Source organism: Rhizobium sp. AN5 (assembly GCF_900215255.1).
Taxonomy (GTDB): Bacteria; Pseudomonadota; Alphaproteobacteria; order Rhizobiales; family Rhizobiaceae; genus Agrobacterium; species Agrobacterium tumefaciens.
This window is the reverse complement of the sequence record NZ_OCMJ01000004.1, coordinates 1,271,773-1,284,849: the sequence shown is the minus strand read 5'-3', so window position 1 is coordinate 1,284,849 and position 13,077 is coordinate 1,271,773. Positions and strand designations below refer to the sequence as shown.

The following is a 13,077-nucleotide window of genomic DNA, read 5'->3' as shown; positions in this document are numbered from 1 at the left end:
CATCATCGGTATCGAAGCTAGAAATGCCGAGACGCCGATCGTGATTATGACGTGGTAGAGAGTAACGTCGGGAATTTCACTCACAGACCGAATATTACCGCGCAAAGATGCGAGCGTGTATGTCAGCCATTCTCGCGTTCCCAGCGCGACACACGGGCCGATAAAAAAAAGCGCCACCCCAAACTTTCCAACACGAGTGAACTTCTGCCTTAGCTTCAATGTGGCCTCCCTAGGTTGCCGCGACAATATCAGGACGCAATCCTAAATGGCAACAGACTTGGAACGCCTTGTCGTTCAGCTTTCTGCTGACGTAAAGGGCTATCAGAACGCGCTAAATCGTGCGCAGGGGATCACCAACCGGCAGGCTCGGGCTATCGAGAGCCGGTTTGAGAAGATGAATTCCAACATTAATGCATCGTTTCGCGGACTGCTGACTGGATCTGTTGCAGGCATTGGAACCGCACTCGGCACGCGTGAAATTGCGCAATATGCGGACGCATGGACGGAGGCTGGCAACAAGATTAACGCAGCAGCCCAGTCTGCGGGTGTGCAGGCGCGATCTCTTTCGCAGCTGAAGGATGGCGCAAACGAAGCGAGATCAGCGTTCGGTGACTATGCCGACCTTTATGCGCGTCTTATTCGATCTGCATCTAATGTCGCCAAGAATGAGAACGAAATTGCGACTGCGACAAGCGTTGTTGCAAAGGCATTTAAAGCAGGAGGTGCGGCTGCTTCGGAGCAAGCAGCGGGTATCCTGCAGTTGGGACAGGCACTCGGATCCGGTGTTCTTCAGGGCGACGAGCTTCGATCACTTAGAGAAAACGCCCCGATCCTCGCGGATGCGATTGCGAAGGAATTTAAGACCACAATCTCTGGGCTGAAAGAGCTCGGCGCCGAGGGAAAATTGACCTCTGACCGAGTTTTTAAGGCAATCCTGAATGCACAAAAACCAATCGAAGCTCAGTTCGCAGCGACTAACGCTACCATCGGTGACGCCTTCACCCGGCTGAAAAACCAGATGATGGAGTATGTCGGCGGATCAGACTCTGCATTCGGCGCATCTGCAAAGCTAAACGAAGCCCTTGGCCTTCTATCCAACAACATTGGTGCCGTCGCCGATGCCGCGATTATCATGGCTGGCGCGTTCCTTGTGAACTACGCAGGTAATGCTGCGAATGCGGCAGTTGCAGCTACGTACAAGATGGTTGCCGCCAATACGGCTCAGCGTGTTGCATCCGTCGAGAGCGCGCGTACCGCTCTCGCATCTGCTCAAGCGATACAGGCATCAGCAGCTGCAAATCTACAGTATGCGCAGACGGCATTGGTAGCTGCGCGCAACGGCACAGCTTTGGGTCTGAGCGTCCAGCAGGCATCTCGGGCGATGGTAGTTGCTCAGGCGGGTATGGTCGGGGCAAACGCTAAAGTAATGGCTGCGCAGACCGCCACCAACGCGGCGATCGCGGCGACGGGAATTGTCGCCACAACGACCGCTGGAGCAATGCGGCTATTGAGTGGAGCGCTGGCACTGGTGGGCGGTCCTGCTGGTGCAGCCCTTCTTGCCTCGTATGCCCTCTATCAACTCTACGATGCTCAATCTGATGCGGAGAAAGCGGCAAAAGTCCACGGAGAAGCGGTCAACGAACTCAAGTTCCACATTGAAAATCTGGATTATGCTAATGGGTCAGCTGTCGCATCGACGCGTACGAAAATAGCATCTGACATTGAGGCTGCGAAGGCCGCGCTTGAGCGAGCGAAAGCAGAACAGGCGCTTGCCGCCTCTATCGTTCGCGATGAAGTCAATCCGTCAATGTCGCTGTATCCGGCTCCTGCGGCTACAGACGTCGATAACACCGTAAATCAAAACCCGGTCGTGAAAGAGCGTCAACAGCTCATCGACCAGCTAGACAAGCAGCTAAAAGACCTTGAGGGCATCAACACTCAATTCGAGAGCTACGAGTCTGGCAAAGAAAAACCGACCAGCAACACCACTGGTTTTGGCGCGGGCATTGGCGCAGCACCTGCCGAGAAGTCCAAAGTACCAAAGAAGACTGCTGACGATCGCTTCCGCGAAGATATTCAGGCCATCAAAGACAGGACGGCAGCCCTTATCCAGGAGCAGTCGACGGTAAGCCTGTCATACCAAGAGCAGGAGAAGCGCCGTCTAGCGCTGGATCTTGAGCAGCGCGCATTAGCTGATCTTCGCGAGGAGGCGAGGAAGAAGGGGCAGAAGGATCTGGAGAATATCCAGCTCTCGGCGCAACAGAAGAAGACTATTGATGAAGTTTCTTCCGCGTACGCGAAGCAGGCCGACGCTCTTAGACAGGTCGAAGAGGCTCAGCAGCGCGCCGAGAGTTCAGCTCAAGAGTTTTACGACGCCGCCAGAACGGGCTTTGCGGACGTTATCACCGGAGCGCAGAGCTTGAGCGAGGCGCTCTCTGGGCTGCTTAACAAGTTAGCTGATCTGGTGCTGAACAGCGCTTTCGATGCCCTCATGGGTGGGTCGAAAGCCACAAGCAGCGGAGGTTGGCTCACCAAGCTATTTTCAGGATTCGCTGAAGGCGGCTACACCGGCGACGGAGGCAAGTACCAGCCCGCCGGCGTCGTGCACAAAGGCGAATATGTCTTTGACCAAGCGGCGGTTAAGGCTGCCGGCGGTCCTGCCGCTATGGAGGCTATGCGCCGCAATCTCAAAGGCTACGCCAATGGCGGCGCAGTAGGGATATCTGTTCCGAGTGTGCCGAGCTTACGGTCAATGTCCGCACAATCAGCTGGCGTCGTCGTCAACTTCAATCCAGTCGTCGACAACCGCGGCGCATCTGTTGAAGCCGTCGCGAGACAGGAAAAGGCGTTGGCCAAGATGCAGGGCGAGCTGCAAAGCCGCGTTGAAGCGGCTGTTCGGTCGGCTCAGAAACGAAACGTGAAGTTGGGGTGAGGCGGCAGCACCTTTTTTCTAGATCGATTGAAGGCTCTTCGTCGCTCAGATTGAAGCCTTCATCTCTTGAGCGTCGACCAACGCTTTTTCAGTTAGTTCCAACTTGTGTTTCCAATATCTGAGCATGCTCTCCGCATGTTCAGATTGGTCTGGGCTCTGTAGATGTTCGAGCTGCAAGTAAAGTGTGTCAAGAAACGCTTGCCCATTAAATTCTGGAACTACGAAAGCAAGATGCTGGACGAGTCTCTGCAAAAACAGGTCGTTTAGGCGCTCCTTGCGGAACATTATTTCCAGAAGGAGTTTCATTTCTTTGTCGTCCATCGTCACTTATCCTTATTTCGCCGCTCATCTGGCGAATTAGTTCCTGAAGTTCAGACGATCTAGTAGGCGCTGGTATGCTTTGAGAGATTCAAGCGCAGAATCCAAAACCTGACCAATCGAGAGGACGCCCCGGTAGTATTCGTTGATTTTCTGGGTAGGGTTCAGACCTTCCATGTTCATCATCATCCCAAGCTCTTGGGCTCTCGCTGGTCTAGTCCTAAGCAGAGTCAAAACGTCTTCATTGACCATTTTTGCGGATGATGAAATTCGAGAAAAGACATCCTGAAATTGGATGAAGTCTCGCATTTCGAGAAGCATAGGGTTTCCGAACCGGAACTCTCCTGCCAATACCGGCTGATCTATTCCAATAGGCATATTCTGACGCGCGAGTAGACGTATGAGGTCCTCAGTGTCTCTAATGGCATCGGAAAGACTTCTTCGGAGAACGTCTTCCAGTAGAGCTGACGGTGGCGCAACGGATGGAATCGGACGGTTAGCCGATAACGCCGCAACCCCTTGCGCTAACGTTCCCAGCGCGGCCACAGCCGAGATTACTAGTCCAGCGATTATGAACGGATCGGGATCAACCGGTCCGTTTTCAATAAATTCTTTCTCACTCACAAGGATGCCCCACATGACCTATGAGATAGCATTCATCGTGATCAGCACCGTCAACATGACGATTGCGCTGGTGAATTTCTACCTCATTACCCGAATGCGAAAATAAACACAGCCACACGCAAGAGTCGATATTTGGACTCGCTCTGGGCGTGATTTTTTGATTTCACTCATCCTGTTAAGGAGTCGGAAATCATGAATCAAACAGTGAGTTGTTGGCAAAAAGACAAGCTGGGTCGCAAGCAAGACGCAGAGTTTTTGTATAATTATTTGGTTGGTCAAGTGGCGAAAAGACGGGAGCAGGACCGGCCAGGATCATACGTGTTGAATGTGGACTCTGTTTGGGGGGGCGGAAAGAGTTTCTTCCTTGATGGTTTTGCCGAAGACCTCGAGCAACATGAACATATCGTTGTGCGTATAAATGCCTGGAAAGATGACCACGCTCAAGACCCTTACGTCGCGATTATGGCGGCAATCGATACCGCTCTTCTCCCTTACACAGTCAAGAAAACTAAACTTAAGTCTTCTTGGGAGAAAGCAAAATCCAGCGGTGGTGCGATCGCGCTACGTGTTGCGGGCGCAGTCACCAAAGGCCTGATAAAAAAACATACCGGAGTATCTCTTGATGATTTGGGTGACATTGTTTCCGGAGATGTGGCGCAAACGGCTGTGGAAGAAGGAGGTAAGGTGGTCAGCGAACAACTCGAGAAGTTGTTTGATGGGACACTTGAGGCGATGATTGAGGGGTTTCAAACGACCGAGAAAGCCACCGCGGATTTTCGAAAAAGACTGGAGAAAATTCTAGAGGAGCTGGGTGGTGAGGAAAGAAAACCAATTTTCATTCTTGTTGACGAACTGGATAGGTGCCGGCCAAGTTATGCAGTGCAACTGTTGGAGCGCGTTAAGCATCTCTTCGACGTAGATGGCATTGTATTTGTTTTCGCTACGAACTCGGACCAATTGAAACATTCTATCGCTGGCGCCTACGGCGTCGGATTTGATGGATTCAGCTATCTAAAACGGTTCTTCGACCGCACGTATGTTTTTGAGGAACCTTCGATTGAAGAACTCGTAAAGTCCCTATGCGATGGTCTACCTGCTGGAAAAATACGAGCCCCTCTAAACAAGTTAGACGAGGCAATATGGACAGGATGCCGGGCCATGGGTTTCGATTTAAGGGCAATCTTCCAAGTAATGGAAATCATCGAAAACGCTGCTGTATCTTGGCCCCACAAGATTCCCATGGATGTTTCATTATTGTTTCCGGTATGCGCCAATTTCTATTTGACCGGCAAAGCAAAATGGCCCGACGATAGAGATTTTCGGGACAATCCCGAATGGGTAATGAAGAGATACCGCCGTAATCACGATGGCTCTGAAACAGATCGATCATTCAACTTGTCTTACATATACCGGCAGGCGCAATCCAAACTTGGAGCATTGAGCCACTCTATTAGCGCTCAAAGGGCAGGAAACCTCACTGAGGATTACATTTTTGACATATTCAGTCCCGAATGGAATGGGATTTATGCTGACGAACTACAGCCGTCGATACAAGCACAGATACTTCCTTTGGTGGTAAACGCTGGCAGGCTTACAAGTGATCGGTAGGTGTCACCGTAGCAGTGATATATTTGCAAAAGTGAGTTGGGCGGCGCAAGCCGCCTTTCTCATATGCAGTTCTGCAGGCTATCGATCGTTTACGTCATCTGCATCATCGCTTCCCAGACTGCGAAGCCTTTAATTTCTCGGACGCCAGATAGATGTCTCGCCGGCCTTCTATAGTAAGACAAGTGGAGTAGATCTGCCTCCCTTTATAGGCTTGGCACGTACGCTCTGCCTTCTTCAAGATCGCCTTTTGGGTGTCAATTGGAAGCTCTTTTTGCTCCGCAGTCTGACATCCAACCAAAGCCATTAACGCTATAAGCAATGTAGTTCGTTTCACTGTAGCCCCCATGTCATCGGTTCGTGCTGACGATGAGTGTTGTTGTCATGCGTTGCCTCGTAAACCCAGCGCAAAAAAACACGGACTCAATCGGGAGTCGAGTAAAATGAAAGCCACGTGACTGAATGCATTGCATCGAGCGATGTTCGGCTGAAAGAAGAGGCCCCCCATTTCTGGGAGGCCTTTGCAAACTATCTTAAGCGGCCTTCTTAGCGGCCGACGTTTTATTAATCGACGTCACAGCAAGGTTGGTGAGCTTGTTGTTAGTGGCCTTCTCCTGATCGAGGATTTCGCTCAGGATTTTGTGTGCTTCATCGTGGCCGAGATCCTTAGCCCATTCGCGCAGCGAACCATAGCGGGCGATTTCGTAATGCTCGACTGCCTGGCAAGCAGCAAGAAGGCCGGCGTCAAGCGCTATTCCTTCTGCTTCTTCCATGAGGCCTTCCGCTTCCTTGATCAATCCTTCGATTGCATCGCACTTTTCACCGGATGCCTTTTTACCGATGGATTTGAAGACCTGATCAAGCTTCTTGATCTGATCCTTCGTCTCGGCGAGGTGATCCTCGGCGGCCTTCTTCAATTCTGCACTTTGCGCAGCCTTTGCGACTTTGGGCAGCGCCTTGGTAATGGCGTTCTCTGCATAGTAGACGTCCTGCAATGTGTGCTCGAAAATGTCCGCAAGCGTTTTCATGGGTTTCCTCCGGTTGTTGATTACCGGTGGGAAAATGCGCAGTCGCGGGCTTGGTTCCTTTGCGGCCCATTAACGGCGGAAACACAATGACAATCACATACCCGCTCCCAACTTCCTTCTTCGACGAGTTCCCAGGCTGGTCGACCGACTTTCAGTTGCTTTGGCGGCAAGAACAGTCGCGCACGGCAGGGGGGCAGACCGTCGTCAAGGATATGGGCTCGCCGCTCTGGCAGATGACAGCGCAGTCGCGATCGATGAAACCGAACCAGCTGGACTATTGGCGTGCGCGGCTCACGAGCTTGGAAAACGGTCTCAAGACGTTTCGCGCCTTTCCAAAGCCTCGATGCTTCCCGGTTGCCTATCCGAACGGTAGTTGGCCCACGGGCAGCGCTTTCGATGGCGTGGGGCAGGTGGCCACGATTGCGAGTAACCGCAAGGCTATTTCTCTCTCGGGCCTACCCGCTGGCTACAAGGTCTCAGTCGGCGATTACATCCAGATCGGCAACAAAGACCTGCACATGGTCATGGAACCCGTGACGGCCAGCGGTGGCGGCGTGACAACGCAGTTTGAGGTTCGCCCGCACATATGGCCGGGAGTGGTGGCGCCTGTCGCTGCTACGCTCGTGAAGCCGTCCTGCATCATGGCGATCGTGCCTGGCTCAATCTCGACAACAGCCGATATGGCGACGGGTCGTGGCACTGTCACGTTTCAGGCGATTGAAGCCCGGTAGATCTCTGTAACCTGATCAGCGAATCTTCACCCCGAAATGCGCGGCGATCATCTTCGATTCACGCGTACCCTTGGCGACCTCGCGGTCATAACACTTCGCATAGAGGTCGGTGCCCTTCTTGTCACGGCAAGCGCGCTCGGCATTCCTGCTGACCGCTTTTCTCCAATCGAACGGCTCTGACTTCACGATCGGGCCCTGTTGGCAGGCGGTCAGGCACGCAGCCGATAGCGCGACGATTAAGCACTTCATGAAATTTCCGGCTCCTGCCTGCTGAATACAGTGAACTTGATCCAGCTTATGAACTTCACAAGGGGATCGGTAATGCTGAAGTAGAAGAATGAGAGGATGAGTGTAGTCTTCATCGAACTGCCAAACGGACCGTCATAAAACGTGAGAGCGCGACTGCGCCGCCCCTCGCCGAATGGTAGAAGTAGACCAATAAGCACCAGTGGAATGATCATTGCGTAAACGCCGGAAACTCCCCAGTTGAACGTGTGCTTGGGTCTGTTCAATTCCAATACAAGCAAGGCGACTAATCTGCAAATCATCAGGGAACTTGCGATGTAGTTGGAAAGTAAAAATGTATTCCACCCGTTGAGGCTGCCAAAGTGGGCTTCGATCTGGCTAATGTAGTACAAATTGACGGGCCAAATTAACCAATAGTCGGCAGCATTGAAATCGACCACCTTCTTCGCGAGAAAAAGGGGAGCAACCAATGCCCCGAAATATGCCGCCGCGAACGTGGTAAGCGACACCGCCATAAACCTTTTCTCATACTCCAAGACAGACTTTTCAATCACCACTGCGCGGTTCCCATCGCACTTGTTGAATTCACAAGCTTACAGCTCTGTCCGGTAAAAATGGCATGTCGGTGTTGCTTCTCGATACTCGAGCGCAGTCACGAAAGCACAATATTCCCCCAGCAGTAGCGGGATTATGCTCAACTTTAAGTCTGTGTCTAGGCCACCCCGGGTGGCTTTTTGGCGCCAGATCCCCACAGGAAATCAATGAGAAACATCTCAGCAGAAAACCTTGCTGCGCTTGAGGCGCGGCAGCTGGTGGCGCGTGACTTCCTCTGGTTTGTTGCGCGCGATCGAGCGACCGGTGCGCCCGTCACTGATGGCATGTGGTCGGACGTCGGTAACGTGTCGGCCGCCATCGTCCACCCGGATACAGGCTTGCCGGTCACTCGTGACTGGTACGGCTCCGGCACGCTTGTCCAGATCGATGACATTCCTCTGGTTGCCAACCTGTCGGTTCAGAACGTCAACATCCGCCTGTCACAGGTGAGCGAGCACGTTCAGACGCTGGTTCGTCTGTACGACTGCAAGCAGGCACGTGTCGAGATTTACCGAGGACTGTTTGATCCGGACAGTCGCCAGATGGTCGCGCCTGCCGAATGTCGTTTCGTCGGTTTCGTCGACACCATCACGATCAACACACCCTCTGAGAACGAAGAGGGTAGTGTGACGATGGTGTGCGCCAGCCACACCCAGGAGATGACGCGCTCCAACCCGTCTACACGCAGTCACGCCACGCAGGTGCTGCGACAGGCCGGCGATGCATTCTACACCGATGCTGACACCTCGTCCGAGTGGGAGTTCTTCTGGGGCTCTGAAAAGGGCAAGGTAGCCACGCAGCCGAAGCGCCGCAAATTTTTAGGTATATTTTAGAGGAGATTTGGATGGCTGAGGCTTGGCTGCCGGTCTGCGGCTTTGAGGGATTCTACGAGGTTTCGAGCCTGGGGCGCGTCCGATCCGTAGATCGGACAGTATCGCGTGATTACGGCGACGGGAGGAAAACCACAGTTCGCCGCCGCGGCGCCATCATGAAGTTTGAATACCGTGATGGGTACGCGACAGTCCGCATGCAAGCCGAAGGTAGGTCATTCAAGGCATATGTCCACAGGCTCGTCTGCGCAGCGTTCAATGGGCCGCGGCCGACGCCTGAGAAAAGCATGGTCGCACACAATGACGGCGACTTTACAAACAATACGCCCGAGAACGTGCGCTGGGCTACTCCAACCGAAAATCAGCGCGACCGTGAGTGCCACGGAACTCACAACAGGGGCGAACGATCGCACCTGCGCAAGCTGACGTGGGATGATGTTTCCGAGATCAGAGAATCTTCGGAACCAAACCCGCATGTGGCCCGCCGATTTGGCGTGACGTCAGCAAACATTCGCATGATCAGACGGATGAAAACTTGGATACCTCTGTGACTGACGTCCGCCCCGCCACAGCTAAGGACCGCGACCGCGTGGTTGTGCTCTTACGAGAGAGCCATGAAGCGGCCGGCTTCACCTTTGCGTTCCAAGCAGCTTACGCCGATCGGCTTTTTCAGGAGCATCTGGCTTCGCCGATGGCGTGCGTGCTTGTAGCCGGCAACCCTGCGCAGGGAGTGCTGATGGCTTGTGCTTTTGATCACCCGTTCGGCGCTGGTCGCATCGCCAAGGAAACGGTCTGGTTTGTGACGCCAGAGGCCCGCGGACGTGGCGCGATCAAGATGCTCGATGCCTATGAGGTGTGGGCGCGATCGGTCGGCTGCGTCTCTGTCGGTATGGCGTCTCTGACCACAAATGACGTCTCCCGCCTCTACGAGCGGCGCGGCTACAGCGCTGTCGAAACACACTTCATGAAGCCGCTCTAGCGGCTACGCGCGCGGATAGCGCAGCGCATCCCAAGGAAAATCGATGGCTATTTTCACGTCGGCAGGCATTGCCTCTGCGTTAAGTACCGCGGCTGGGTTTTTCACGTCAGCAGCTGCTTTCGTGCTCAACGCCGCAGTAGGTGTCGGCGTCAGCCTTCTTGCCCAATCGCTCGCTGGCAAACCCAAAGACCCGACTTTCTCCATCAACGGCACACTGCAAGGCGGCGGCGATATTTCGCGTTCCTTCATTCTGGGCCGCACCGCCACAGCTGGCTCGCTTGTTTTTGTCAACACGTGGGGACAGGATGGCGACACGCCGAACGCCTACCTGACGCAGGTCATTGCATTGTCGGATATGCCGATCCGTGGCCTTGCTGAAGTCTGGGTCAATGGCGAGCGTGCAACGCTCGGCGGGCTGACGGATCGTGGCTATGCCGTCAACGAATATCCTGACAGCCTCTGGGTCAAGTTCTACGACGGCACGCAGACGACGGCGGACAGCTTCCTGTTCACCTCGGTATCGAACGGCAACAGATGGTGGAACCCTGACCGAATTGGGCGCGGCGTTGCTTACGCCATCGTCACGGCGCGCGTCTCGAAGAACATGTTCTCGGGTGTGCCGTCCTTCAAGTTTGTCCTTGAAGGTATACGCCTCTACGATATCTCTCGGGACAGCACGCAAGGCGGCGTCGGTACCCATCGTTATGCCGATCCGGCGACCTGGGGCGGCGACGGCGACTTCCTGCCGGCGGTGCAGATCTACAATCTGCTGCGCGGTATCAGCTACAATGGCCAGTGGTTTTACGGCCTGCAGAACATGGCGGCGGCGCGCCTTCCTGCTTTGGCGTGGATTGCGCAGATCGAGAAGCACCGGGCCGGCACGCTGGAATCCACGGGATGGGTTAACACCTATCGGAGCGGTGGGGAAGTTCAGGTTGATGCACCACTGACGTCTGCCGTTGAGGCGCTGCTCACAGCCTGCCAAGGCAAGATTTCGGAAGTTGGTGGCGTCTACTACCTGCATTCTGGTGCTCCGGATGCTCCGGTTATCGCATTCACCGACGACGATATCCTGTCGACTGAAGAGCAGGAGTTCACGCCGTTCCTTGGATTGGCGGACACCATAAACGGCGTTTCAGCCAACTATCCTTCTTCGCAAGACGGCTGGGTATCAAAGACTGCGCCGCCGCTCTATCGGACTGACCTTGAAGCGATCGACGGCAATCGCCGTCTGATGGCCGACGTCGATTTGAACTTTGTTCCTTATGCGGAGCAGGTACAGCGGCTGATGAGGTCGGCGCTCGAAGAGGCCCGACGCTTCCGCAGGCACACGATTGTTCTGCCTCCGCGCTTCTGGGCCTACGCGACTCCGGGGACGGTGTTCTCGTGGACGTCAGAGCGTAACGGCTACGTCGCCAAGCTCATGCGCCTCGATGGCGTGGCCGATCGCGCCAACCTCGATGTGATGGTCGACATCACCGAGGTTGATCCAGCCGATTACGACTGGAACACGAACGCCGATTTCAAGCCTCCTGTTGACGGGCAGATTGGGGTCATTCGACCGACGCCGCAGGCGATTGTTGATTGGTTCGCTGAACCGGCCACAATCAAAGACGCGGCGGGTGACGATAGGCGCCCTGCCATCCGGCTGACGTGGGATAATAGCGACGGTCGCCTCGATGATGTCATTGGCATTGAGTATGAGGTCCGGCTTCAAGCCACGCTTGAAAAGGTAAGCGAGGGTCGTACCGACCAGCCGCAAGTCGGCTCAATGCTGATCTCGCAGAGCCTATTGCCAAACGAAAGCTACGTCGTTCGGGGTCGGTATATTCCCGGTGGCGATAGGCCTGTTCTTTGGTCTGGATTTATCCCGGTCATTACACCGAACGTCCTGCTTTCCGACAAGGATGTGTTCGTCGATGTCGATCTTTCCGGCGTGGATCAGCAGTTATCCTGGCTCTACGATAACGCGAGATCGGCTAAAGACCGGATACAGGCGCTCACTGCCTCACAGCTTGAACTGCCTGTCGTTGCAATGGAGCATAGCGAATCCATCCGTCGCAGCCTATCTGTGGCGCTTGGCAATGCTCGGGCGGATTACAACGAAAAGATTGAGGTTGCCGTAAGCGAAACGGCAGCCGTAGGAACCAAACTCGAAGAGCTGGCCGTCAGTGTCGATCAGAACGTAGCGTCCCTCACCAGTCAGGTACAGGTAGCAGTCAATGGCACACAGGCCGTTGCAACGCGGATGGACAGCCTTGAGGTCACCTTTAACGGCTCTATCGCCAGCCTTACCAGCCAAGTCATCGCTGTTGCTGATGCCAATCAGGCGTTGGCAGGCAGAGTTGATGAGATCGAAGTCGAGTTCGGCGCTGCCACAGCTGGGCTTTCGTCAGATATTCTCGTGGTTGCCAATGCAACATCTGCATTGGCAACGCGGACCGACACGCTCACGGCGGCATTGGGCGGCAACTCGGCCCAGGTCAACGTGAAGTGGGAAGCGAGCGCTGGCCCGTCAGGATATGCGGCAAGGTATGGCATTGTCGCTTCGGTGAACGACGGGTCTTATCGCTCTGCTGCGCTCATGCTGGACGTCCCATCCAGCACCTCAAGCCCTACGCGCCTCATCATGCAGGCAGCGCAGATATTGATGTACGGCGACACGCCGTCCACCCTGAAGCGACCCTTCGTCTTTCAGGGTGGGGTGCTTTACCTCGATGACGTCCGCGTCAATAGCCTGTCGGCGCTGTCTGGTGAGTTGGGCAATGTCAATATTGAGAATGCGATTGTTGGGAATCTTCAGGTTGGCACGTCGAATATTGCTTCTGGTGCTATTTCAGATGCGTTTGAAGTTTCGCAGTCTGGCAGCACGCCGCAAAGCTTGGTTGTGAACCATGGCGCCGGGGCTCCGAGGATATACCTTTTTTATTCCAGCGAACTCGTCACCTCAAATAACCAGATCGGTGCGCAAATTCGCTACGACATAAACAACGATACCGACGGGGGGGTTGTCGGGTCGATTGGGTCAGTAAACCCTGGGGTCAACAATAACGATATTGTTTCAGCGTCTTCCTTCCGAGTTTTCGTGCCTCCTTCGGGGAGGACTCAAACTACATTCAGAATAAGCAGATTCGCGGCGGTAAACCTAACAACCTCGGCCCGCCTTATCGCCATGGTTCTTCGGCGCTAA

At 54.4% G+C, this 13,077-nt stretch carries 12 protein-coding genes; 7 read left to right on the top strand and 5 right to left on the bottom strand.

Going from position 1 to position 13,077, the window contains the following annotated elements; genetic code table 11:
- Window positions 1–265: 265 nt before the first annotated feature.
- Entirely contained in the window at window positions 266–2,932 is a 2,667-nt protein-coding gene (locus CRP02_RS27345; protein WP_097171972.1) for a tape measure protein, read from the top strand.
- A 45-nt stretch (window positions 2,933–2,977) separates the two neighbouring features.
- On the opposite strand, the gene CRP02_RS18760 is transcribed toward CRP02_RS27345, so the two are convergent.
- Together CRP02_RS18760 and CRP02_RS18755 are read right to left on the bottom strand one after the other, a co-directional pair.
- Window positions 2,978–3,253 (bottom strand): hypothetical protein, encoded by a 276-nt coding sequence (locus tag CRP02_RS18760; protein ID WP_097171971.1) that lies wholly within the window; start codon window positions 3,251–3,253, stop codon window positions 2,978–2,980.
- 36 nt (window positions 3,254–3,289) lie between these two features.
- Window positions 3,290–3,874 (bottom strand): hypothetical protein, encoded by a 585-nt coding sequence (locus tag CRP02_RS18755; RefSeq protein WP_143539329.1) that lies wholly within the window; start codon window positions 3,872–3,874, stop codon window positions 3,290–3,292.
- A gap of 192 nt (window positions 3,875–4,066) precedes the next feature.
- Here CRP02_RS18755 and CRP02_RS18750 point away from each other — a divergent pair, with 192 nt between their 5' ends.
- A complete protein-coding gene (locus CRP02_RS18750; protein ID WP_097171969.1) occupies window positions 4,067–5,482 on the top strand; it encodes a P-loop NTPase fold protein in 1,416 nt (471 codons plus the stop codon).
- Window positions 5,483–6,012: 530 nt separating this feature from the next.
- On the opposite strand, the gene CRP02_RS18740 is transcribed toward CRP02_RS18750, so the two are convergent.
- Complete coding sequence (locus CRP02_RS18740; RefSeq protein ID WP_097171967.1) at window positions 6,013–6,507, bottom strand: ferritin-like domain-containing protein; 495 nt, start codon at window positions 6,505–6,507, stop codon at window positions 6,013–6,015.
- A gap of 86 nt (window positions 6,508–6,593) precedes the next feature.
- Between CRP02_RS18740 and CRP02_RS18735 the strand changes: the two genes are divergently transcribed.
- Window positions 6,594–7,238 carry a hypothetical protein gene (locus CRP02_RS18735; protein ID WP_097171966.1) on the top strand — a complete coding sequence of 215 codons (645 nt, stop codon included), beginning with the start codon at window positions 6,594–6,596 and terminating at the stop codon, window positions 7,236–7,238.
- A 15-nt stretch (window positions 7,239–7,253) separates the two neighbouring features.
- On the opposite strand, the gene CRP02_RS18730 is transcribed toward CRP02_RS18735, so the two are convergent.
- Both CRP02_RS18730 and CRP02_RS18725 read right to left on the bottom strand, forming a co-directional pair.
- A complete protein-coding gene (locus CRP02_RS18730) occupies window positions 7,254–7,487 on the bottom strand; it encodes a hypothetical protein (RefSeq protein ID WP_097171965.1) in 234 nt (77 codons plus the stop codon).
- Window positions 7,484–7,999, bottom strand: coding sequence for a hypothetical protein (locus tag CRP02_RS18725; RefSeq protein ID WP_323455377.1), 516 nt, complete (start codon window positions 7,997–7,999; stop codon window positions 7,484–7,486). Before CRP02_RS18725 ends, CRP02_RS18730 begins: the two co-directional genes overlap by 4 nt.
- A 246-nt stretch (window positions 8,000–8,245) precedes the next feature.
- Between CRP02_RS18725 and CRP02_RS18720 the strand changes: the two genes are divergently transcribed.
- Genes CRP02_RS18720 through CRP02_RS18705 form a run of 4 tightly spaced genes read left to right on the top strand, consistent with a single transcriptional unit; the run spans window position 8,246 to window position 13,077 of the window.
- A complete protein-coding gene (locus CRP02_RS18720) occupies window positions 8,246–8,911 on the top strand; it encodes a hypothetical protein (protein WP_097171963.1) in 666 nt (221 codons plus the stop codon).
- Window positions 8,912–8,922: 11 nt separating this feature from the next.
- Window positions 8,923–9,459 (top strand): NUMOD4 motif-containing HNH endonuclease, encoded by a 537-nt coding sequence (locus CRP02_RS18715; RefSeq protein ID WP_097171962.1) that lies wholly within the window; start codon window positions 8,923–8,925, stop codon window positions 9,457–9,459.
- Window positions 9,456–9,887 (top strand): GNAT family N-acetyltransferase, encoded by a 432-nt coding sequence (locus tag CRP02_RS18710; RefSeq protein ID WP_097171961.1) that lies wholly within the window; start codon window positions 9,456–9,458, stop codon window positions 9,885–9,887. Before CRP02_RS18715 ends, CRP02_RS18710 begins: the two co-directional genes overlap by 4 nt.
- A 43-nt stretch (window positions 9,888–9,930) precedes the next feature.
- Window positions 9,931–13,077 carry a phage tail protein gene (locus CRP02_RS18705; protein ID WP_323455376.1) on the top strand — a complete coding sequence of 1,049 codons (3,147 nt, stop codon included), beginning with the start codon at window positions 9,931–9,933 and terminating at the stop codon, window positions 13,075–13,077.